Consider the following 21,622-nt stretch of genomic DNA (forward strand, 5'->3'; position numbering starts at 1 on the left):
AATTTATAAATCATTTATGTGTGTCTAATTATCATGATTTCATCGAATTGCTCATCTAACACATTAACTTCATCTTGACTCTCATAAAGCTCTTTGAAATGGCTGATTTCAATTTTTCGGTGCTTGGAATTTCGTTGGACAAGTACGCCATATGGAGTATCGAAAACAACTGCGCACACCTTGATATCAGAGGTTAGTTTCATTTTCTCAGGGAGAATGAGGCTTAACCATTGCATTCGCGAGTGTAGTGTTAGATTAGTAGCATCAATCACGATAGGGTGGCGATCAGGGTAATAATTATTAGACAAGACCCAGGTTGTCTTGCCTGAGCCTGGCATACCAGTGAGCAGGTAAATGCGCATAGAAAGGTTTCTATTAAGAAGCTTCTTTAATGCTTCTCTCGAAGAACGCCAAGCGCTATCTCTAAGAGCTTTATTTTCAAATTCGTAAATGCCTTCAGCGTTATAGAGTTGTTCGTCAGGTGATATTACTTCTGCTTTAGCAAATGAAGTAAACGAACGTTTATTACGTTGTATAGACTGAAATGAAGATTCAATCATATACTCTTGTGAACTAGATAGTAGGCTTCTAATTTCTGATAACTGAACTTTAAGCCGTTCATTTTTGGCAACCAAGTTGGCGCATTCCATGTGAGCTTTATCTCGCTCTGCTTCTAAGAGATTGCTTTCATTTTGCTGTTTTATTTTCTCAGACTCAATTTCATTGTTTATCTTCTTATTTTGAAATTCATTACGCCATTGAAGAACACTGTTAGCAAAAGATTTATATTGTTTGGCTATGTGAGGAAGAGTTTTAGGCTTTTCTCCTTTGAAGTAATCTCTATGCACACCTACATCTTCACTAATTTTGACTAATGAACACTCATTAACCGAAGCATTCGCTATAGCTTTTCCCTGATGTCGTGTAAAAGATGCTTCTAGAGCCTTCAGTTTACCCAAGTGAATTTCTTCTATTTTCAATTTCATAGCATTGTGAGTTTCAGCCATTATTTAGTTCCTCTTTGTATAGCTCTTCGAGGACGTCGCTATAGTTAGCAATAAAGCGACTAGCTTCTTCTTTTAAATCATATACTTGGTTAGCGGAGTTTAAATAGCTAAGATAGAATTGGAAAGTCTTTAATAAATTGCCATCACTCCATGGTTTTCCCAGCAGGGCATCAGAGCATTTTATGCCCACACATTGAGCAGGGTTAGGTAAAGTAGCCATAACATCAGTTACAGCTTTACTAACTTTGATTTTTTTTCGAATTGCTTGATTCCCTTGAGCGGCGCAAGGCGAGTCTGTGGTGTCGTTTGTTGTGCGTAAACAAACAACACTCATCGGTGTTAGCAGTGCAAAAACATGGTTATCGGTCATCCGTTGTAAAAGCATTTCTTTTAATCGCTCAAATAGCTTTGCTTGTAAGTCCATTTCCGTAAGGGATTCATTTTTATACTTTTCTTTTATTTGCTTTCTTATAGTTTCAGCTCCTTTTTTTAGTTGCTCACCTTTTACACCTGCGACGTTTCCATTAGAAATAGCTAGTGCCATATCTTTAGCTAACGATTGCTGAGCAGACAAGATATTTCTGTTACGTTCTGCGATTACAAGAGGGTTATAATTGATATAAGCATCAGGCATTAAGTCATTCGAGTGACCGAAAAGCTTTTTCAATATCAAAATGGCGGCTGTACTGTTGGCACCTATAAAGCCTGCAAGAGTGGATCGTCCACAGTGAGCTGTAACATCAACAGTTGGATCAATGGTTTCTAGTTTTATATTAAAGTGATTGGGAAGAAACCTAAGTAGATTATTAAAAGCTGACTCTTCCCCCATATAAAATTCGTCGCTTATAGATGAGTCAGAAATTCTAGGTGTAACCTTATGGAATACAACCTCACCATTTCTATTTAATTTAGCCTTTGTTGCTAGTTCAAAGGCTTTTGCGGTTTGTGGGGGAATAGGTAATACATAGTTAACTAAATCGGTCTTTTGAATATTGCTGACTAAATAGAATATGTTATCACTGCGCTTCGAAGCGATACACGCTTGAGGGGGTAACTTTCTTAAATCTACGTTTCTTAGCCCCGTCGTAAGCAGAATAATCCAAGCGCAAGCAGATTGTGTTAGTTGCTGTAAATTAGTGTAATAACTCTGATGTAATTGCCCCTCAGCTGAGAACGTCATTGGTAGAATTTTATCAAGCTTTGCTTGAAACTTATTCTTGATAATAGTATTAAGGGACTTAGGAAACTTTCTAGACCTATTTTTAGGTAGGTTTTTTGTACTCACTTCTACATGATCAAAAAAGTCCTTAATTGTTTCTCCGTATTCATTTATAAGCATCAAAGATGTGGTTACGATTGAGCTACTGCACTCCGTTGTCAAAGGCATATGGTGACTTTGCTTATGGCTTAAGCCAAGCGCTTTTTTTAAACTTGGCACCCAGTTGCGTACATCTTTATCGACCTGACTCCAAGGTGTTTTTATATTTGAAATCATGAAGTAGGCACTGAATAGAGAAGGGGTTTCAATTGTGCTTAGGTCTTGTATAAATTGAAACGGGGCCTGACTAAGTGTACCTTTTTGTTGCAGGTTTTGATTTGCTGCTAAGTTTATATCTTCTGAAAGCAAATCACTTAAGCCTTTAAATCGTTCACCTTCGTTCGCAATTAATATTCTTTTACTTTCTAACATCTCTTTGAAAGTATTAATAAAACCAATTACGCGAGGCTGAACTGTTGAAACTTTAACTCCACGAATTTGTACTAAAATAACTACCACTACTTTGCACAACAGAAGTAACGGTTTTTGTTTAGGTTCAGGAAGCCATTTATTCCATTTAAAGTTATAGCGATTTGAGCCAAAGCACTCCCAGCAATCATCAGAAAACGAATTATTTGTTATTCGTTTCAAGGGTTGATTCATGTATTGCTCTTCAAGGTGTGTTAAACAAGCCCATTGTTTTTCGCCAATTGCTCCTGAATTATTATAGTCAGTTAGGTTATCTTGGTTGTTGGAGTGAAGGCTATTACGCATTGTTCAATCCTTAAAACTGCAAAATCGGAGGTAGGAGAACTTCACCATTTCTCAAAGCATCATTTGCTGTTTGGTAACCGACTTCGATGATCTTTTCACCATGAGGGTGACTTGCCCGAAACTTTTCGATTGTGTCTTTGGCGATCCATAATCTATCATCTATCACATCATTTGAAGCTCCCTTTTTCATGAACTTATACTCCTCAAGCTGTAGAATTCTATACAAAATATTTGGGATATGTTCGCTAAACACTTCTGATCGCTTACAGCCAAGGCACATATCATATCGTGTGCATCTCTTTGCAATTGGTAAGTTATGTGTTGGATTTTCTGGGTTTGTACAATCACATAAATAACGTTCACGTTCTTTTACTCGTTCGTTAGAGTTATTGTTAATCTTTCCCTGAAATTCAACGGACTTTTCTAAGAATTGAGTAGTTAGTGAAACGATAGCTGCATTGAGTACAAGGTTTGCAGTACCGCTTCTCATTAAATAAGAAAAAAATGTTGTGTCGAAATTGCTATGTTCTAAAGCTGTTTTAAGCTTTTCTACTAACTCACCTGCATTATTAACATCTTTCAATAATGACATTAGCTTATGACCTGCATATACTTTTCTAAATTTGGTACTATCTAGTGAGTTAAGTTGCTTGCCATCGTCGTCGTACACTGGAAACTTATCTAAGAACGATGATTTATATTTGCCCTCCCAGACTGAGGAAAAGATAAACTCTCGTTCGGGATCGTTAAATTCATCTAAAAATTTAAGATATTTAAACAAAGGACTATTAACTTTAATAGGACACCCTATTAATTTGGGCGTTTGTCCGGCGACCTTTTTTTTAGTACCTGACACCACAATTTCTTGATCTTTAGGTGAGACTTCCTCATTTATTCCTAATTCTACATTCCAATTTTCATACCAAGGTATTCCATTGTAAGAATCGCTTCCAGCTTGTAATTACTTCTTTATTTAACCCTGTTGTAATCATTACATATATGAGAATTGGCAATTCTACCTGCTTGGTTTTAAACATTAAAAAATTCCAAACTGAGCTATTTAATTCGCCATCTTCATGTATTTTGTTAAGTTTTAAGCTTGAAGCGTAATAACTACTAAACATCCAATCAGTCAGAGTATCAAAAAGCTGGTTTCCTAATACATCCATACCTTCTTTTGTGGTGTAAATCTCACATATCTTTTGCATAAAAAGTGAGGGGGCGATGATGTCTGTATAGTGACAAGGTTTCTGAAGTTGAAGCATGGTGGCTTTGATATGTAGGCACAAATTACGTTTAAGTTTCTCATGCCCGTTATTTTCATTTCGTAACATCTGCATTAGCTTTAAGTTATCAACACATATCTCATCAATCGGTATGTAATCATCTCCTAGAGATTTAATAGAGGTTTTTTCTAATAAATTCCAGCGCTCCATCGCATCTTCTATAATAAAAAAGCTAAATGCTAATAATTGTGTCAGCACTGAATCAGAGTATTCATTCTTACCGAATGCTTTCTCTAATTCATCTATATCTATGTCTTGAGCTTTTATATCATTAGCACTTAAGTTAAATCTAATTTTTTTAAATCCCCAAGAGTCATAATGACGTGAGCATTTGAGAATAGGGTTTAAGCTATTTTTTAGATTTTGCCTTCTATGTTCAGGTTGGTGGATCAAGAAGTTTGAAAAGAATGAGGCGTTAAGCTCTTCGAGTGATTTTGGAATTTGCTCTTTTGATAAGGTATTAGCATATTCGCAAATACGTTTAAGATTTATCAGCGAGCTGGCAGCTCTAGACTTTGATAATGTTTTTGATAAAAGATACTTCTGGCACAACCTGGCTAAATCAATTGCTAGTCCCTTACTACAAACTTCTGATATGTATGTAACAAATGGTGGTGTAAGTGAGTGTGTTGTAGGTGCACCAATCACTTTATACATCTTATCGGGGAGTTCATCACTTGTTGGTGCTTCAAAAAATACACGAGTTGGATATTTGTGGTCAGAGGTTTGTATATCAATAAAGCGTTTATATTTAGGTAAATCTATAGTTTCAGATAATGGTATTTCTTTTACACTGTCAATTTCAGTCTTAGACTGTAAAATAACTTTTAATTTACTGGTACGCTTTTTTGGTTTTCTTCGAGACATAGTAAGTATTCTGTTTTTTGCTCTTATCTTTATAGTAGTAAAAATACGATGGAGTGCAAAAAAGCTTCTTTAAAACTTTATCTATAATGAACGTTAAATGTGTTCAGGTTTATAACCTTTGATCTTTTGAAACCATTCATGGGCGAGTGCGCCACCGCCAGCATTTTTAGCCAGCGCAAGGGTTTGGCTGTGAGCATTATAATGAGCCTGCACACCTTTTTGTCCGCCATGACCAAAAGCAAAATTGAGTTTCCCTCTAAAACGCAATTGCCGTTGGCGGTAAAGTCAGTATTTGCGCAAGATCGGCTAAAGCATCGTAAATTAAATTCGCCGCTAATAGCCGTTCTTGCTTATTAACCCAATTACCAACCACCATAGTGCGAAAACCAAAGGTGTCGCGAATATCGTCAAAATCGACCTGATCATCAAAGCGATAATTGGGTCCTTGGCGATGAAAACCTGCGCTTAGTCGTTTTGATACACGCATTATAGATAGCGTGCCTTAACATCATCCGGCATATGCTGGGTTTGCTTATCGACCAGTGCTGTTAATAATCTGTATAGTGGTGTTACATCAATGCCTTCAATTAATTTAAGGCTATGAGCTACAGCTTCTAAAGTTGATAAACTATCTGCTCGAGGTGCTTTACGGATGACGTATTTGTTTTGTGGTATATGCTTAAAACTCACCGTTTGAAATGCACGGAGGCTAGGGGTTAATTGCAGCATTTTGTAGGCTTTTTTCCATGTACCATCAATTACGATTAAATGATTTAAAGACTGTTTGAAAGCATCTGTAGTGGCAGTGTGCTCATCTAGACTTAAGGCATCCTCAGTAGGGTAAAGAACCGCTGTTGTTGCTTTTGGCAATGTTGCAATCTGTAAAAAGTCTTGCTCTGACTCACCAGCGATGATCTGGCAATTTTCTAAACCTAAATTCAGTAAATTGGCCGTATTTTTAGTGACTTTTTCCTCACTTGGGTGGCGTAATATAATGATTTTTAGTTTATTATTGATTATGCTTATTGAATCACATAAACAGGTTTTAATTGAAAAGCCACAATGTGAGCATAATTCTCTAGCCATAGATACTCTTGTATACATTTGAAGTCTCTTTAGTATACATGAGCTAGAGCTGTAATTTTGCATTTTTAAAGCAGACAGCTAAAATTGCGATTTAAATATTTGGTTTTATTAAGGGATAAAGATGACGACTATCACTATCGATGAAAGTGCGCTTGAAGGAATGGAGTCGCTACTGGGTGATCAATTTGCTGACACGCTTTCTTTTTGTTGTAGCGAGTTTCAAAGGTTAGGCTCTGAAGTGCACGCTAATCTTGGTTCAGACAACGAAGCTGCAGCGCGTCATGCTCATAGCTTAAAATCAAATGCTGCCCAATTTGGAGCCCAAAGTCTATCTGAGCTCGCTCAATCAATTGAGCATGCACTCAATGAAGGGAATGCTGATATAGCACAGCAAAACAGTGCAAGTATCGATCAGCAAGTTTCTGGCTCTGTAGAAAAATTACAAGCTTGGTTCGCTACTCGCTAAAAACTTGAATTTATTTCAGTTATAACCGCAAAAATCCTCTGGCGTGGTGGCCCCTTACTAGGTTAGTCTTAAGGCTAATTAGTAGAGGTAACCATGTCACAAATCAAAAAGAGTCACAAACTAGACGGTGTCTGTTATGACATACGTGGGCCTGTGCTTGCACAAGCTCGAAAAATGGAAGACGAAGGGCAAAAAGTATTAAAGCTAAACATTGGTAATCCAGCTGCCTTTGGCTTTGATATGCCTGAAGATATGCACAAAGATATCATTCGTAACTTATATTCAGCCCAAGGCTACTGTGACTCTAAAGGCCTCTACTCAGCCCGTGTGGCAGTCTATCAGCACTATCAGCAACGCGGCTTATATAACCTTGATGTCGATAATATTTATATCGGCAATGGGGTCAGCGAACTCATTCAAATGACCACGCAAGCACTACTTGATAATGACGATGAAGTGCTTATTCCTGCACCGGATTATCCGCTATGGACAGCTTCGGTTAAATTAGCAGGGGGTAACCCTGTGCATTATCTTTGTGATGAAGAACAAGATTGGTTTCCTGATATTGCTGATATTAAATCGAAGATCACCTCAAAGACCAAAGCATTGGTGCTTATTAACCCAAATAACCCAACCGGTGCGGTATATAGCGATGATCTGTTGATGGAACTGATCAACATTGCTCGCGAGCATAAATTATTGTTATTGAGCGATGAAATTTACGAGAAAATCTTGTACGACGGTGTCAGCCACAGCTCAATTGGCGCACTGTGTGATGATGTACCAATTATCACCTTTAATGGCGTTTAGCAAAAACGTACCGCGCTGCGGGATTGCGAATGGGCTGGATGGTGCTAAGCGGTCGCACTAGCATGATGGACGATTTGAGCCGTGGCCTAGATATGCTGGCATCAATGCGCTTATGTGCTAATGTACCAGCACAATATGCTATTCAACAAGCTTTAGGTGGTGTGCAGTCAATCGATAACCTGATAAACCCAGGTGGTCGGCTTTACGTTCAGCGTGATATTGCATGGCGTGGTTTAAATGCAATTGATGGTATTAGCTGTAAAAAGCCTAAAGGGGCGCTTTACGCATTTGCGAAAGTGGATACGGCGCACTTTAATATTAAAGATGATGAGCGCATGATTTTAGATTTACTCAAAGCGGAGAAAATCTTATTAGTGCATGGTCGCGCTTTTAACTGGCCTGATCCTGATCATTTTAGATTGGTGTTTTTACCAAACAAAGATGATTTAACAGAAGCCATGAGTAAGATGCAGCGATTCTTCGCTGATTATCGACAAAGCTAAAGAAAGCGAGCCGAGGCTCGCTTTTTTAATACGCTTTATCAACACGCACCGTGTTATCGGTGAGGTACACCAAACGTACTTTATCACCTTGGTTAAACAGCATTTGGTTATCTTTGTCTTGCACAACCATAAACTGTTCGCCGCTTTCTACTTTGATCATCAATTCAACGAGCTGATATTGTATAACGCGACTGTTTTGCTGACGGTTGTGAGCAACAGAGCCACCAATCATCGAACCTAAAATGGTTGCTACAGTACGGCCACTACCGCCACCAAACTGATTACCGATTACACCGCCAATAAGTGCACCGCCAAAGGTTTCCCAGCCGTTGGTTTTATCTTTGACCAGTTCTTGTTCGGTAATGGCTCGTACTGACTGTACTGAGCCAAACAACACCTGTTGTACTGGTACTGCTTTGTTACGCTGGTAGTCAGCATAACTAGGCGAGCTCAGTAATAAACAGCTTGCTAAGATTGCTACTAGGTATTTCATAAACCCTCCTGGCTACCAGCCAAAAGTTGATTTCTCACGTGTTTTACGGATTTCAGTTTCATCAGCCCACTCAACTAAGCCGCTTTTTAAATCCATTAAACGCATAGTGAATTTGTAATAGACATCAGCCTTGTCAGCATTTGATTTAACGATGCTCGATAAGTTGCCGTATAACATATATTGCGCACCAACTTGCTGGCCAAAAGCAATAGCGGTATTTGGGTTTACAAGTGGGTCAACGTTTTGGAAATTAAGTTGCTCACGCACAGCCTCAACACGGGTCATATCAACAAAGCGGAACTTACCACTGCGTAGTAACTGTGTTGAAATTGAATCGGTTATTGATTCAGTATCAATGTGCTCGCTCGTTTTGTTTTTAATACGCTCAACAAACACGACTGGGCGAGTATTTGCTGTCATGGTGCCAACCACAGGTGAAGCAAGTAACGAGTCTGTCATTTGGCTTGCTACTTTTTGTAGATCTGTTGAACCAAAATTGATGTCTGTGGTTTCAACAGCTTGCGCATCACCATAGCTAACAACGGCCTTATTAGCACAGCCAGATAGTAACAAAGCGCTTGTCATTGCAACGGCCGCAGCCGATTTAACAGAAAGTAATTTCATTGTAGTATCCTTAATCTTCAAATTCTTGTGCTTCTGTTGACACTTCACGCACTGCAAGCGAGAAGGTGACAGCATTTGCTGTCGGGGCTAGGCCCGGTAATTGAGTTTTAGCAAATCCAAATAAAGTAATGGGTTGCCAAGGTGAGTGGTTGCCGCGAATAACAAAGCCATCAGCGTCATACCAAGTAAATTGGTATTGTAAATATTGAGACTTTTTATATTGGCTTGCCAGTGTCACAACCACATCAGTTAAGCCATTCGTTTGGCGTGTTTTTACATCTGTAATGGCTAATTTCTTGCCAAGTTCAGGGTTATTAACAATCAGTTGTTGGTTATACTGTTGTGATGCCTGCTCAACCCCAATGCCAGAAGTGGTAGGGCGTGAGGAGCAAGCCGCAACAAGTAAAATGGTTAATAGTGGCACTAAGTATTTCATCATTGCTCCTAGAGTTGTACAACGTGTGTGTCGTAGTAGTTATTTATGGAGGTTAGAAAAATCAAGGTTAACCCTTGCTTACCAACCGTAAAAGTTATTTCGCCATGCCCTGGCACAGTTAAAGTGTGCTGACCTGTGGGCATTGGGTGCTGAGCAATGCTAAGTTGGCTTGGTAAAGTCAACCAGCTTCGTGTATCAGCTTGCTCAGATGCAACGTTATAAATGTTGGCTAAAATGTTACCAACATCGCCGCCACTTCTTGCTAACTCTGCACGTACCTTTTCTTTTGCTACCAGACGCATTACTTGTCGGGTTATTCTGCCGGCACTTTGATCCTTTAATGTCTTCGCCGCTAGTGCTTCGAGCCTAACAATAGGAGTTAACATTATGCTTTCACCACCGATATTGACAGTGTTATCACCGCCAGCATAAGGTGTATCGCGATAAACTGGCATGGCAACACTATAAAAGCGTGCATCGCCACGCGAAGTATAAATAGGTAACCGTAAATTAAACTCTTGCCTTGCTGGTATTAAACCTTGCTCTGCAATTACAATTACTTGGCCTGTGTTTGCTTGAGTCTGCTTTAGCTTGCCAAAGCGTTTGCTAAATTCTTCAAAGTCCTGATCAAAACCTTGTTTTTTGGCAAGACGTAACACTGCTTGCTGTAAGTAGCTATTCTCACTGTTTATTTCGAGCGCTTTCTTATAGTCGATATAGGCATCATCATATTGTTTATCTGCCTCATAAAGTAGGGCCGATAAATAAAACGTAAAAGCATTTTGAAAGCCATTTTTGACATTACCAATTAACTCGGCCATATCAGGGTAGCCTTCAGCGGCCTTTTCTGCTTGTTCATCAAGTGCGGCTTGATTATCTTTTAGTGCATCTTCTTGCACTTTATTAGCGCGTCTAACTTCAACTAATGCAGATTCAAGTTGTTTATCAAATACATAACTCAGTGCTTTGTAGCTATGCAGCATGGTCATTTCATAGGCTGCTGGCTCATAACCAATCACTGAGTCATTGGTTAATAATGAATTTGTTTGCTCAAAGTTTGCACTTAGCTGTACTTTGGCTGCTTGACGCTTTTTTTCCATATTTTGATAAACAGCTTCAAAGGTCTCATTGGCCTGAGAATTTTGTTTAGCCAAAAACTCAAGACGGGCCGTTTCAAGCTGATTTAACAAATAGTTACTATGGCCTCGGCTGTTACTTGGCAAAAGCTGCTGAGCACTTGCTATGTTATTTTGAGAAACAGCTTGGCGCACAGGTCTTAGCTGCGTCGCATAATCTTGGAATAGATCAGTAATACCTATGGTACTGCAACCAGATAACAGTAAAGCAGCTCCAATAAATAAACGTCGATGCACTGAACACTCCTTTTAAACAATGTACTCAGATTAGCATACGCGGCTTAACCTTATATGATAAATTATGTAAAAAATCGTAAGTTAATAGACAACTTTCTGGTCTTTTTATTTTTTATGTTAAAGGAACACCGCATTTGTTAAGCACTGTACTGTATACCTTGATTGCACTTTGTGCGTTTGCAGCTAACTCTTTGCTGTGCCGGATGGCATTGCAAAGTGGAGATATTGATCCGTTAAGTTTTACCGTCATTCGCTTAGTGAGTGGGGCGTTTATGTTGCTTGGTATACTTTTATGGCAAGCAACTTTATTGAGATCAAAATCACAATCAGCACAACCTTTAACCGATAAAGGTAGCAATACCAGTGCGCTGAGTTTATTTATTTACGCGCTGTGCTTTTCAGTTGCCTATGTTGATTTAAACACAGGCACAGGCGCACTTATCTTATTTTCGGCAGTGCAGTTAACTATGATCGGTCATAGTGTTTTAAATAAAGAGCCACTCAGTAAAGTGCAGTGGGGGGCTTTGTTTGTTGCTTTTGCGGGTTTTATTTACTTAATGCTGCCCTCAGCCACCGTACCTTCTTTCATGCCTGCAATGCTCATGGCGTTAAGTGGTGTGGCGTGGGGTGTTTACAGTATTCGCGGAAAATCATGCAGCTCACCTTTGCGAGCAACCAGCTTTAACTTTCTAAGAAGTTTAATATTTGTGCCAATTTTAGTCTTTCTAGCCGTGGTTGATTGGCAGGGTATCACAGCAACTGGCGTTTATTTGGCGATAGCTTCAGGAGCGCTTGCATCTGGACTTGGTTATAGCATTTGGTACATTGCACTACCTAGGCTTAAAAGTAGCCAAGCAGGTGTGGTACAGCTAACCGTGCCCGTGCTTGCCACATTAGCTGGGGTGGTGGTATTAGATGAGCAATTAACTGCGCGTTTAGTTGTAGCCAGCGCCTTAATTCTTGGCGCTGTATTGGTGTTTTTAATGGCAAAAAAGCGCAGTGTCTAGATTAGGGCTTATTAACATTTAATACGTAGCGTTCATACAGGGTGTTTAGTTCGGCTAGTATCGCTTGTTTGCCGCTAAGCTCACTCTGTTCAATACATTGCTGTAATGTTGCAACTGACAAATACTGCATCATCTTAGCAGCTGCACCAATATGACTAATATGCCAAGGCTCAGGGGCAACTCCACCTTTGTACTCTAGGTAAGGGCGATAAAAACCATACTTTTCTAGGTTATCGTCAAGCCATGTAGCAAGCTTGGCAAAGGGATCCTGTGGGCGAATACTCATCAGGGGTTAATTGCAGCTGATAATCATCGTCAATAGGGCGGGTATCGTAAATGTCGAGGTCGGTACCAAAGTGGTGCCTACTTGCCCCAGGGAGTGCTGAGTAAAGCATAATAGCGTGGCACTTTTCAGTATCACTTAGGCTTTTTAAATCTACTGCTTGTTGCTCAAGGGTGTAAACTGGTCGAAGGCCCTGAAATTTAGCATTCCAAATAGCACTTTGACGATGAAAGTCGCGAAAGCTTGAGGCAATTGTCAGATCAATACCTGCTTCTTTTGCCCCTTGCTGCAGAGCTAAAAAATCATCGACAATATTACGATGCAAGCGATGATTTTGTAGCTCAACTAAATGTGAGCTACTTAACCCCGTGGCGCATTGTTTAAGCTCGGTTTGGTTCATGTAAGCAGTTGCTCTAAAATGACTTCGTAAATATCAGCTAGTTGAATTAAATCATCGGTGCTAACACATTCATCTACTTTATGAATAGTTTCATTACGCGGACCAAGCTCAATGACTTTGGCACCCGTTTGTGCGATAAAGCGACCATCAGAAGTACCGCCGGTGGTTTCAAGCGCGGTGTCGCGTCCAGTTACTTGCTTAATAGCGTGCACGGTGGCATCAACTAACGGACCATGGTCGGTTAAAAACGGTAGTCCATTAATAATCCAATTTAGCTCGTAATTGAGGTTGTGTTTCTCAACAATATCAACCACTCGTTGCTGTAGCTGTTGGTGAGTTACTTCAGTGCTAAAACGAAAGTTAAATTGAATCTCAAGTTCACCTGGGATCACATTACCGGCACCGGTGCCACCGTTAATATTCGAAACCTGAAAACTTGTTGCAGGGAAAAATTCGTTACCTTGATCCCACTCGGTTTGGCTCAGCTCAGTTAACGCAGGAGCAGCTAAATGAATTGGGTTTTGCGCTAAATGCGGGTAAGCAACATGGTCTTGCACACCTTTCACAGTTAAAAAGCCAGTTAATGAACCACGACGACCATTTTTTACCACATCGCCAAGTACATCTCGTGAAGAAGGTTCGCCAACTAGGCATAAATCAATCTTCTCACCTCGTGCTTCAAGAGTATCGATAACACGGGTTGTGCCGTTGATAAACGGGCCTTCTTCATCAGACGTAATTAAAAACGAAATTGACCCTTTATGATCTGGGTGTTTAGTCACAAAACGCTCTGTGGCAACCACCATAGCAGCTAAAGAGCCTTTCATATCGGCTGCACCGCGGCCATGTAACATACCGTCTTTTACCAGTGCTGAAAAAGGCGGGTACTGCCAATTTTTTGCAGGACCTGTTGGTACAACATCTGTGTGACCAGCAAAACAAAAATGCGGTGACGCATCTCCCTTACGAGCCCAAGTATTCAAGGTATCAGTGAAAAACAGTGATTCAATATTAAAGCCTAGTTTTTCAAGGCGTTCGTTCATTAACGCTTGGCAACCAGCATCTTCAGGCGTTACTGATTCACGCTGAATAAGCGCTTGAGCAAGTTCAATAACAGGGTGAGTCATTAGGCAAAAATCTCATCGTATTGAGGTGCTTTAAAACCTAAGTGGTATTGGCCGTTATGCACAAGTACCGGGCGCTTGATCATCGCAGGTTGCTCAACCAGCAATGCTAATGCAGATTCTTTATCTAGGTTTTGCTTTTGCTCATCAGATAATTGACGGTAAGTTGTGCCGCGTTTATTAACTAAATCTTGCCAATCAATGTGCGCTGCAAACTCATTAACTAGCTCAGCACTAATGCCGTCTTTACGGTAATCATGGAAAGTAAATTCTTGATTGTTATCAGTTAAATATTTCTTGGCTTTTTTGATTGTATCGCAATTGCTGATACCGTACATGATAGTCATAAATTCTACTTTTTAGTTACAGTGAGTAATGTGTCTACCCCAGCAGTGACCTGAGATAGTGAATAATATAGGGGTCCAAGGTGTTGGCTATTGAGAACGCACAGTGTGCCAAGCATAGGGCTGCTCAGCTCGCGTAAATCAAAATAGGCTAATCGTTCACCTTTGCTAATTTTACTGCCGTTTAATTTAGCAATATTGGTGTGGTTGATATGTTCTTCAACCGATGAAAACGATAAGTTTAATAAAACTTTTAAACCGTTTTTTGCCTGTAAAATGTATTCTTTACCGGCATTTTTAACTTGTAATAGGGTGCCATCGAATGGCGCGATGATGTTGTGGCTAGTTAGTTCAACACTAATCCCTGGGTTAAGGGTGGCAAAACGAAAAAATGGCTCAGGATGCTCGTTAATGCTTTTTACACGCCCAGTAAATGGGCTTTTAATGGCCATGCAGCGCGCTTTTCTGAGACTGCGTTCGGGTAAGTATTGAACTTCGTTAGTCATGGCTTATTTAACATCACCTAGCACATGGTAACCGTCTTTTTTCAGAGCTGTAATGGCTTTGGACATACTTTGCTTTTTCACCAATACATAATCGGTATCGTAAGTTGATAAAGCAAAAATCGAAATTGACGCTTTTGCTAGCACCCCAGAAATGTTCGCCATAATACCTGTTAATGAAAAACCTAGTGGGCCAATGACTTCCAGTGCTTGCCAGTCGGTTTCTTGGTCCAGACTGTCGAGCTGGAAACTACTTGGGCAGACAATAGACAGCTCATCAGCCGTTTTTGCAATAAAGAAAATAGCTTGTTGGAGTAAGGCAGGGTCAATCGTTGCATCGACATCTAAACTATGAATGGTAAGTTCTTCACTATGAAGTTGTAACGTTTGTTTTGACATCTGCGATCCTATCTTTGAAGCCTTTGAATTTATAGTATAGGTAAACAAAGTTAAGATAAAGCGCAATAATTTTGATTGCTGAGGTTTTGCCCAATATCGCTGTTGAGGTTGTCCACAGATTCTGTGGATAAATATGGGAATAGGTCAGTATAAAGAAGGTAATAGGCTAATTTATAAGGGTTTTATAAATTAGCCTAAATTTTGAAGGTTTAATTTTCTAAGCTTTCAACTTGCTTAGCTTGAATCGCTGTAAGGGCAATGGTGTAAACAATATCGTCTACTAATGCACCACGGCTCAAGTCATTTACCGGCTTACGCATACCTTGCAGCATTGGGCCAATACTAATTAAATCGGCACTACGTTGTACGGCTTTATAGGTTGTATTACCGGTATTTAAATCAGGGAATACAAACACCGTTGCTTTACCTGCAACTGGGCTGTCTGGTGCTTTCTTAATTGCTACGTTTTCCATAATTGCAGCATCATACTGAAGCGGACCATCAATCACTAAATCAGGGCGCTTTTGCTGGGCAAGTTTAGTGGCTTCACGGACTTTTTCTACATCAGCACCTGAACCCGAAGTACCTGTACTGTAGCTTATCATTGCAACACGAGGTTCAATACCAAACGCAGCCGCTGAATCAGCTGACTGGATCGCGATATCGGCCAGTTGCTCTGCCGTTGGGTCTGGGTTGATTGCACAGTCACCGTAAACCAGAACTTGATCAGGTAACAACATAAAGAACACTGACGATACCAACGATGAACCTGGTGCAGTTTTAATTAACTGTAGCGGTGGGCGAATCGTATTCGCTGTAGTGTTAACCGCACCCGACACTAGGCCATCTACTTTGCCTTGCTCAAGCATCATAGTACCAAGCACCACGTTATCCAGTAATTGCTCTTGAGCAACCACTTCTGTTAAGCCTTTGTTTTTACGAATTTCGACCATAGGCGCAACGTAATCGTTGATCACATCACTTGGCTCAACAATAGTTACGTTATCGTTAAGCTCAACACCTTGTTGCTCAGCGATACGTAAAATCTCTTCTTTGTCACCAAGTAAGATTGTTTTTGCAATGCCACGTTGACCACAAATTGCTGCAGCTTTAATTGTGCGCGGCTCATTACCTTCTGGTAAAACAACCGTTTTATTTGCTTGACGGGCTTTATCTGTCAGTAAGAAGCGAAACGCTGGTGGAGACATTTTACGAGTACGACCAACACTTTGTGCCAGGCTGTCTAACCAGTCAGAGTCAATATGGCTGGCGTTGTGATCTTTTACTTTATCGATACGTTGGTCATCATCACACGGTACTTCCATATTGAAGTTGTGCAGTAATAAAGATGTGCGCCATGTATCTTCTTTTGTAGCAAGAATTGGCAGGCCAGTATCCATCGCTTGTTCGCATAATTTCATTATGCGATCTTCAGGTTTAAAGCCACCGGTTAATAAAATAGCCCCAAGCTTGGTACCATTCATAGCCGATAAACAAGCGGCAACGAGTACATCAGAGCGATCGCCCGGAGTGACCAGTAATGCACCTGGGGTAAAGTGGCTTAAAATATTCGATACAGTACGAGCACAGAAAGTAACGCGACGTAAACGACGGTGAGCCATGTCGCCTTCGTTAATAACTTCAGCCTTTAGGTATTCACATAAATCACGCACACGCGGCGCTACTAGGTCGAAATCCCACGGGATTGAACCTAATAATTTAAATGGGTGCTTTCTGAAAATAGGCAGCGATGCTAAACGGTTTAATTCGTTTTCAAGTTGCTCAGGCTCATGGGCTTCAACAAGGTCAGCACGGGCACGACCTTCGTCATCTAAAGGTGCATTAACTTTATTGAAAATACAACCTAACACGCGAGGGTGGTTAACACCGCCATAGTTGCCTGAGGCGATTTCTAAACGGTCTTCAATTTGGTCGTTGCTATCGTTACTAGGCGTTAAAACAAAAACAATATCAGCACCCAGTGTTTGCGCGATTTCACGGTTTACACGGCCTGCATAAGGCTGACGGCGTGTTGGCACCATACCTTCGATAATAGCAATTTCGTCTTCTTTAATAGTGCTTTCAAAGCGCTCTACGATTTCTTCTAGTAAATCGTCGCCTTTACCATCACCAATCATTTGCTCTGCATAGCTAAGCTCAAATGGTGTCGGCGGATTAATTGGTGAGCCATGGGTGACAATTTGCGTCGACTTTTCAGGGCCTGTATCGCCAGAACGTGGCTGTGCAATTGGCTTGAAAAAGTTCACTTTGAGCGCTTTTTGCTCAAGCGCACGCACTAAACCAACAGAAACAGATGTTAAACCAACCCCAGTCGAAATAGGGATCAACATAATTCTACGTGCCATTTACTTAACCCTCCTTTGCAATGCGGGCTGCATCGTTAGCAATAACCCATTCTTCGTTGGTCGGGATCACAAACGCTTTAGCATGCGTTTGGCCTTTTGAAATTAAGCCTTCTTTACCAAAACGTGCCGCTAAGTTTGCAGCTTCGTCACACTCAAGGCCTAAAAAGCCTAATTGGGTGATCACTTTGTCGCGAATGATATCTGAGTTTTCACCAATACCACCGGTGAAAATAAGCGCATCAAGGCGCTGCACAGGCACTAAGAATGCGGCGATTTGTTTTGCTAAACGATAGCAAAAAATATCGAGTGCAAGGTTCGCTTGCGGGTGACCTTCAACAGCGGCTTCTTCAATAGTGCGACAGTCATTTGATAGTTCACTAATACCTAATAAGCCACTTTGCTTATTAAGTAAGTCATCAATTTCTTGCACTGAATAATTTAGTTGCTGAGTTAAAAACGTGAATAAACCCGGGTCGATGCTACCACTGCGCGTGCCCATCACTAAGCCTTCAAGCGGTGTAAGGCCCATACTGGTATCAACACTCTTACCATCTTTAATCGCACATACCGAACAACCATTACCTAAATGTGCACTGATCACATTGGTTTGCTCGCGCTCTTTGCCTAATAATTTTGCTGCTTCACCTGCAACATAATAATGGCTCGTGCCATGGAACCCATAACGTCTTACGCCGTGCTCTTTATAAAGCGAGTAAGGCAGGGCGTATAAGTAAGCAATATTTGGCATGCTTTGGTGAAATGCCGTATCAAATACAGCAATTTGTGGCAGCGCTGAGAACGCTTGCTGTGCAGTGCGAATGCCTAATAAGTTGGCTGGGTTATGAAGTGGAGCAAGTGCCGCTGTTTTTTCGATAGCTGCAAGTACATCATCGTCAATAAGCACAGATTCAGTGAAATGCTCACCACCGTGTACAACACGATGACCCACAGCAATTAAATTATCTGCAAGGCCTAGCTCATTAACTAGCTTCACAAGCTCAGCAATTGCTGCATCGTGGGCTTGGCCCTTTGCAAGCTCAATAAGTTGTTTTTCACCATTATATTTATATTTGATTGAAGGCGTGTCTGAGCCAAGGCGCTCAGCTAAACCAGAAATAACTTCGTCAGAAGTGGCGGCATCTAAAATGGCAAATTTTAAACTTGAACTACCACAGTTCAGTACTAAAACATGTTGTGGTGAGCAAAGGGGCGTCGACATAGCTAGGTCCTAAAAGTACGATATCAGTCAGTGTATATTAAGGCTTGATAATTAGAATTCTTTGCCAGTATAGTAAATAAGTATTTTGTTGCTACACTTAACAAAGCTAGGCTGTAATTATACTAAAGTCTGGTTGACTTAAGCCGATAACATTTTATCTCATTTAGACTTTAAACGTTAGTCTCCTAACCATTAATTTGGTATTAAAACTAGGACAGGTTTTGCAGGGATTGTATCCGGGAGTGTGTTACACTCGGTTGTGAAACAAGTTGAAAACCCTAGGAGTGATGATGCAAAAAGGTGTCATGTCACAAGTGCAAACAGGTCGTCAATACGCTAAAAAATGGCCGATGCGACAAGAGCTCGCTCCATTGTTTGCCGAATTTAGAGTGATCAAGGCCACTGATCTGGCAATTACAGTGATGCCAATTTTGGCAATGCTGACCGTATTTATGCAAGTGAATTACTTAGGTAGTGATTATTTTCCACAAGCTATCACGATCGCGCTTTTCTTTTTATCACTACCGCTTCAAGGTTTGTTGTGGCTAAACGCCGTGCAGAAACCCGTTTAGAGCCAGCAATGCTAAGTTGGTATACCGAGCTGCACATTAAAATGAAGGCGCATGGTTATCAGTCACAGTTAACGACTGAAAAACCACGCTACACTGATTTAGCTCAATTATTAAAAGATATGTTCGAAAAAATGGATAAAGCCTTCACTAAAGAACACTTCTAATCGCGAATAAACTGGCTCACATAAAACGATAACGTTACTTTTTGTGGGCCTTGCTGCTCAATCTGCTGCCAATGCTCCGGGCGAAACTTCCACGCAAACGGCGTCATCATAATTAAATGTTTAATCTCACCGACCGACAACAGCACCTGCTGTTCTAATAAATTTATCGACTCTTTGCTGAAGCCTGCTGGTGGTTCTATCTCTGTATGCGGTTTTACATCAGCATAAATAAACGCTTTTAACTCTTTAAGGTGCCAAGGGCCAGGACTTGCAACAATTAAACTAGCTTGCGGCTTGGCAAGGCGGGCAAGCTCTTGTGCAAATAAAGGGGCAAACACACTAACAAGCACATCAGCCTGCGCATCTGCAAAAGGGGCTTGGCTAATCGACGCGACACTAAAATGCGCATTTTCGTAGCGCTTAGCGGCGTATTTTACCGCGGGCTTAGAAATATCGACACCATATACATCGGCACTCGACTGCGCTGCTATAGCTTGAGTATAAAAACCTTCACCACAGCCTAAATCAATCACTGAACTTGGTTCGAGAGATGCCACTAACTCAGCTAAAGCCTGCTGTAAAAACAAATAGTGTCCGGCACTTAAAAAAGCGCGGCGAGCCTGCACCATTTCAAGGTTATCGCCCGGTTGTTTCGACTTTTTATTTTGCACGGGAAGTAAATTGACATAACCCTCTTTGGCGATATCAAAACTGTGGTTATTGTCACAACGGTAAGTTTTGTCGTTTAGAGTGAGTTCAAGTTTGCAAAGCGGGCAGTGGTAGTGAAGACTCATGAGTCTAAATAGTCCTTATCATAAAAGGTTTTAACCCAATGAGGGCGATAGGTGATCATCAAGGTAATGGCCATGCCATTGAGCATTGCTTCAGGAAACCAAATTATGGCACACAGAATCAGATAATTTTCTGAAATCTCAATAAAACTGTAATCACCAAGCAAGTAATAAAACACACCGCTGGTAAGTATTTTAATACAGGCGATAACAGCAGCGGTTAAAAACGCGCATAAAAAGATATAAATAAAAAAGTGTCTTGGTAAATAGGTATAGCAAATTACAAAGCACAGATAGCTCAACGTAATTGGAATGAACGCTGTAAATAACAAATGCACAGGCAATAAACTGATTGGCAATTGTGCAACCAGCACTAACAACAAACTCGCCAAGGTACTTGCAAAAATAGCCAGCCGCCAACCTAAAATTAGGGTCACTGCAGTAACCCCTAAAATATGCAATTCGAGGCCTGGCAATATCCCCGCTTTAATGCGCCACAGTACCGCAAGCACTAAAGCACATGCGAGCACACCCACTTGTCTTATTGGCGTTGCCAATAATTGTGATGCGCTTTGCTTATCAAAGCTGAGCCAAAGTATTATAGCCACACAGCCCCACAAAGAGAGCTGCCATTGCAGTGTGTCTATCATGCGTTAAATGTTGACCAAATTGGCGCATGATCAGATGGTTTTTCGATACCTCGCAATTCGTAATCGATACCAGACTCAACACAACGCTCGGCAAGAGCTGGAGTTGCTAAGATCACATCAATACGTAGGCCACGGTTGTCATCAAAACCTTTTGAGCGGTAATCAAACCACGAGTATTGCTCAGTTTTTTCTGGGTAAAGTTCACGGAAGGTATCTTTAAAGCCCCAGTTTAATAACGTGCTTAACCATTCACGCTCTTCAGGTTGGAAAGAACACTTACCTGTTTTTAACCAGCGCTTACGGTTTGGTTCACCAATACCAATGTCGAGATCGGTCGGTGAAATATTAATGTCGCCCATCACAATAACATCTTGCTCTGGCGTGTGGTTATCTTCTAAGTGAGTCATTAAATCTTTATAGAATTGACGCTTATAAGGGAATTTGGTTTCGTGGGCAATATTATCCCCTTGCGGGAAGTAGCCATTCATCACCGTTAGGTCACGACCATTTTCTTGTGTCACGGTAACACTGATCATACGACGCTGTGATTCGTCCGTATCGGTTGCAAAGCCTTTAACAACTGATTTTGGCTCTTGTTTACATAACATTGCCACGCCGTAATGCGCTTTTTGACCGTGAAAATAAACGTGATAACCCATTTTTTGCACATCTTCGAGAGGGAAACCTCATCATGTACTTTGATTTCTTGTAAGCCAATAATATCTGGTTGATGTTTATCAATTACGGCTTGCAATTGGTGTAAACGAGCGCGCAGGCCGTTAATGTTAAATGAGATTACCTTCATGGTGCACCTATT

Annotated in this window: 19 protein-coding genes and 5 pseudogenes; 4 read left to right on the forward strand and 20 right to left on the reverse strand. The window is 40.8% G+C overall.

Features of this window, described 5'->3' with window-relative positions; translation table 11 throughout:
- Positions 1–14: 14 nt before the first annotated feature.
- The 6 genes and pseudogenes from ACRWSG_RS16010 to ACRWSG_RS16035 all read right to left on the reverse strand — a co-directional run bounded on the left by ACRWSG_RS16010 (position 15) and on the right by ACRWSG_RS16035 (position 6,278).
- Entirely contained in the window at positions 15–1,007 is a 993-nt protein-coding gene (locus ACRWSG_RS16010) for a hypothetical protein (protein WP_462166723.1), read from the reverse strand.
- Entirely contained in the window at positions 1,000–3,039 is a 2,040-nt protein-coding gene (locus ACRWSG_RS16015) for a hypothetical protein (RefSeq protein WP_462166724.1), read from the reverse strand. The genes ACRWSG_RS16010 and ACRWSG_RS16015 overlap by 8 nt, the downstream gene beginning before the upstream one ends.
- A 10-nt stretch (positions 3,040–3,049) precedes the next feature.
- A complete protein-coding gene (locus ACRWSG_RS16020) occupies positions 3,050–3,895 on the reverse strand; it encodes a hypothetical protein (RefSeq protein ID WP_462166725.1) in 846 nt (281 codons plus the stop codon).
- Positions 3,896–3,956: 61 nt separating this feature from the next.
- Positions 3,957–5,192, reverse strand: a complete 1,236-nt coding sequence (locus ACRWSG_RS16025) for a hypothetical protein (protein ID WP_462166726.1) — start codon at positions 5,190–5,192, stop codon at positions 3,957–3,959.
- A 96-nt stretch (positions 5,193–5,288) separates the two neighbouring features.
- Positions 5,289–5,679 (reverse strand): annotated as a pseudogene (locus ACRWSG_RS16030) (CLCA_X family protein); the annotation flags it as partial.
- Positions 5,679–6,278 (reverse strand): tRNA-uridine aminocarboxypropyltransferase, encoded by a 600-nt coding sequence (locus ACRWSG_RS16035; protein WP_462166727.1) that lies wholly within the window; start codon positions 6,276–6,278, stop codon positions 5,679–5,681. The pseudogene ACRWSG_RS16030 and the gene ACRWSG_RS16035, both read right to left, overlap by 1 nt.
- 121 nt (positions 6,279–6,399) lie before the next feature.
- Here ACRWSG_RS16035 and ACRWSG_RS16040 point away from each other — a divergent pair, with 121 nt between their 5' ends.
- Together ACRWSG_RS16040 and ACRWSG_RS16045 are read left to right on the forward strand one after the other, a co-directional pair.
- Complete coding sequence (locus ACRWSG_RS16040; RefSeq protein ID WP_054552950.1) at positions 6,400–6,744, forward strand: Hpt domain-containing protein; 345 nt, start codon at positions 6,400–6,402, stop codon at positions 6,742–6,744.
- Positions 6,745–6,837: 93 nt separating this feature from the next.
- A pseudogene (locus ACRWSG_RS16045) lies at positions 6,838–8,057 on the forward strand (pyridoxal phosphate-dependent aminotransferase).
- Positions 8,058–8,082: 25 nt separating this feature from the next.
- Here ACRWSG_RS16045 and ACRWSG_RS16050 read toward each other — a convergent pair.
- The 4 genes from ACRWSG_RS16050 to ACRWSG_RS16065 are packed head-to-tail and all read right to left on the reverse strand — an operon-like array spanning position 8,083 to position 10,983.
- On the reverse strand, positions 8,083–8,550 hold the full coding sequence (locus tag ACRWSG_RS16050) for an outer membrane lipoprotein (protein WP_294411764.1): 468 nt from the start codon (positions 8,548–8,550) through the stop codon (positions 8,083–8,085).
- 12 nt (positions 8,551–8,562) lie between these two features.
- On the reverse strand, positions 8,563–9,174 hold the full coding sequence (gene lpoB, locus ACRWSG_RS16055; protein ID WP_199529918.1) for a penicillin-binding protein activator LpoB: 612 nt from the start codon (positions 9,172–9,174) through the stop codon (positions 8,563–8,565).
- A 10-nt stretch (positions 9,175–9,184) separates the two neighbouring features.
- Entirely contained in the window at positions 9,185–9,610 is a 426-nt protein-coding gene (locus ACRWSG_RS16060; protein WP_054552954.1) for a YcfL family protein, read from the reverse strand.
- A gap of 8 nt (positions 9,611–9,618) precedes the next feature.
- Positions 9,619–10,983, reverse strand: a complete 1,365-nt coding sequence (locus ACRWSG_RS16065; protein WP_462166728.1) for a COG3014 family protein — start codon at positions 10,981–10,983, stop codon at positions 9,619–9,621.
- Positions 10,984–11,117: 134 nt separating this feature from the next.
- On the opposite strand from ACRWSG_RS16065, the gene ACRWSG_RS16070 reads away from it, so the two are divergent.
- A complete protein-coding gene (locus ACRWSG_RS16070) occupies positions 11,118–11,990 on the forward strand; it encodes a DMT family transporter (protein WP_462166729.1) in 873 nt (290 codons plus the stop codon).
- Between the two features lies 1 nt (position 11,991).
- Here ACRWSG_RS16070 and ACRWSG_RS16075 read toward each other — a convergent pair.
- The 7 genes and pseudogenes from ACRWSG_RS16075 to ACRWSG_RS16105 all read right to left on the reverse strand — a co-directional run bounded on the left by ACRWSG_RS16075 (position 11,992) and on the right by ACRWSG_RS16105 (position 18,628).
- A pseudogene (locus ACRWSG_RS16075) lies at positions 11,992–12,673 on the reverse strand (M15 family metallopeptidase).
- Positions 12,670–13,800, reverse strand: coding sequence for a succinyl-diaminopimelate desuccinylase (gene dapE, locus ACRWSG_RS16080; RefSeq protein WP_462166731.1), 1,131 nt, complete (start codon positions 13,798–13,800; stop codon positions 12,670–12,672). Before dapE ends, ACRWSG_RS16075 begins: the two are co-directional and overlap by 4 nt.
- A complete protein-coding gene (locus ACRWSG_RS16085; RefSeq protein ID WP_462166732.1) occupies positions 13,800–14,144 on the reverse strand; it encodes an ArsC family reductase in 345 nt (114 codons plus the stop codon). Before ACRWSG_RS16085 ends, dapE begins: the two co-directional genes overlap by 1 nt.
- Before the next feature lie 5 nt (positions 14,145–14,149).
- Positions 14,150–14,647 carry a PTS glucose transporter subunit IIA gene (locus ACRWSG_RS16090; protein ID WP_462166734.1) on the reverse strand — a complete coding sequence of 166 codons (498 nt, stop codon included), beginning with the start codon at positions 14,645–14,647 and terminating at the stop codon, positions 14,150–14,152.
- Positions 14,648–14,650: 3 nt separating this feature from the next.
- Positions 14,651–15,043, reverse strand: a complete 393-nt coding sequence (locus ACRWSG_RS16095; protein WP_462166735.1) for an ACT domain-containing protein — start codon at positions 15,041–15,043, stop codon at positions 14,651–14,653.
- 209 nt (positions 15,044–15,252) lie between these two features.
- Positions 15,253–17,409 carry a phosphate acetyltransferase gene (pta, locus tag ACRWSG_RS16100; protein WP_462166736.1) on the reverse strand — a complete coding sequence of 719 codons (2,157 nt, stop codon included), beginning with the start codon at positions 17,407–17,409 and terminating at the stop codon, positions 15,253–15,255.
- A 4-nt stretch (positions 17,410–17,413) separates the two neighbouring features.
- Positions 17,414–18,628 carry an acetate kinase gene (locus ACRWSG_RS16105; RefSeq protein ID WP_199529922.1) on the reverse strand — a complete coding sequence of 405 codons (1,215 nt, stop codon included), beginning with the start codon at positions 18,626–18,628 and terminating at the stop codon, positions 17,414–17,416.
- A gap of 290 nt (positions 18,629–18,918) precedes the next feature.
- On the opposite strand from ACRWSG_RS16105, the pseudogene yfbV reads away from it, so the two are divergent.
- A pseudogene (gene yfbV / locus ACRWSG_RS16110) lies at positions 18,919–19,364 on the forward strand (terminus macrodomain insulation protein YfbV).
- Here the strand turns inward: yfbV and ACRWSG_RS16115 are convergent.
- The 3 genes and pseudogenes from ACRWSG_RS16115 to xthA form a co-directional block, all read right to left on the reverse strand.
- The gene (locus ACRWSG_RS16115; protein WP_199529923.1) at positions 19,361–20,158 is read right to left on the reverse strand and encodes a putative RNA methyltransferase; all 798 of its coding nucleotides are present in this window, start codon (positions 20,156–20,158) and stop codon (positions 19,361–19,363) included. The pseudogene yfbV and the gene ACRWSG_RS16115 sit on opposite strands and share 4 nt — an antisense overlap.
- Positions 20,155–20,805, reverse strand: a complete 651-nt coding sequence (locus tag ACRWSG_RS16120; RefSeq protein ID WP_462166737.1) for an energy-coupling factor ABC transporter permease — start codon at positions 20,803–20,805, stop codon at positions 20,155–20,157. Before ACRWSG_RS16120 ends, ACRWSG_RS16115 begins: the two co-directional genes overlap by 4 nt.
- Positions 20,802–21,610 (reverse strand): annotated as a pseudogene (gene xthA / locus ACRWSG_RS16125) (exodeoxyribonuclease III). Before xthA ends, ACRWSG_RS16120 begins: the two are co-directional and overlap by 4 nt.
- Between the last annotated feature and the right edge of the window lie 12 nt (positions 21,611–21,622).

This window comes from Pseudoalteromonas sp. GB43 (genome assembly GCF_054923805.1).

Excerpts from the sequence above, each read along its gene's own strand:
- ACRWSG_RS16085 (WP_462166732.1), bottom strand. The coding sequence starts at position 14,144 with ATGACTATCATGTACGGTATCAGCAATTGCGATACAATCAAAAAAGCC.
- ACRWSG_RS16035 (WP_462166727.1), bottom strand. The coding sequence starts at position 6,278 with ATGGCTAGAGAATTATGCTCACATTGTGGCTTTTCAATTAAAACCTGT.
- ACRWSG_RS16050 (WP_294411764.1), bottom strand. The coding sequence starts at position 8,550 with ATGAAATACCTAGTAGCAATCTTAGCAAGCTGTTTATTACTGAGCTCG.
- lpoB (WP_199529918.1), bottom strand. The coding sequence starts at position 9,174 with ATGAAATTACTTTCTGTTAAATCGGCTGCGGCCGTTGCAATGACAAGC.
- ACRWSG_RS16025 (WP_462166726.1), bottom strand. The coding sequence starts at position 5,192 with ATGTCTCGAAGAAAACCAAAAAAGCGTACCAGTAAATTAAAAGTTATT.
- dapE (WP_462166731.1), bottom strand. The coding sequence starts at position 13,800 with ATGACTCACCCTGTTATTGAACTTGCTCAAGCGCTTATTCAGCGTGAA.
- ACRWSG_RS16120 (WP_462166737.1), bottom strand. The coding sequence starts at position 20,805 with ATGATAGACACACTGCAATGGCAGCTCTCTTTGTGGGGCTGTGTGGCT.
- ACRWSG_RS16060 (WP_054552954.1), bottom strand. The coding sequence starts at position 9,610 with ATGAAATACTTAGTGCCACTATTAACCATTTTACTTGTTGCGGCTTGC.
- ACRWSG_RS16105 (WP_199529922.1), bottom strand. The coding sequence starts at position 18,628 with ATGTCGACGCCCCTTTGCTCACCACAACATGTTTTAGTACTGAACTGT.
- ACRWSG_RS16115 (WP_199529923.1), bottom strand. The coding sequence starts at position 20,158 with ATGAGTCTTCACTACCACTGCCCGCTTTGCAAACTTGAACTCACTCTA.
- ACRWSG_RS16015 (WP_462166724.1), bottom strand. The coding sequence starts at position 3,039 with ATGCGTAATAGCCTTCACTCCAACAACCAAGATAACCTAACTGACTAT.
- pta (WP_462166736.1), bottom strand. The coding sequence starts at position 17,409 with ATGGCACGTAGAATTATGTTGATCCCTATTTCGACTGGGGTTGGTTTA.
- ACRWSG_RS16010 (WP_462166723.1), bottom strand. The coding sequence starts at position 1,007 with ATGGCTGAAACTCACAATGCTATGAAATTGAAAATAGAAGAAATTCAC.
- ACRWSG_RS16040 (WP_054552950.1), top strand. The coding sequence starts at position 6,400 with ATGACGACTATCACTATCGATGAAAGTGCGCTTGAAGGAATGGAGTCG.
- ACRWSG_RS16090 (WP_462166734.1), bottom strand. The coding sequence starts at position 14,647 with ATGACTAACGAAGTTCAATACTTACCCGAACGCAGTCTCAGAAAAGCG.
- ACRWSG_RS16095 (WP_462166735.1), bottom strand. The coding sequence starts at position 15,043 with ATGTCAAAACAAACGTTACAACTTCATAGTGAAGAACTTACCATTCAT.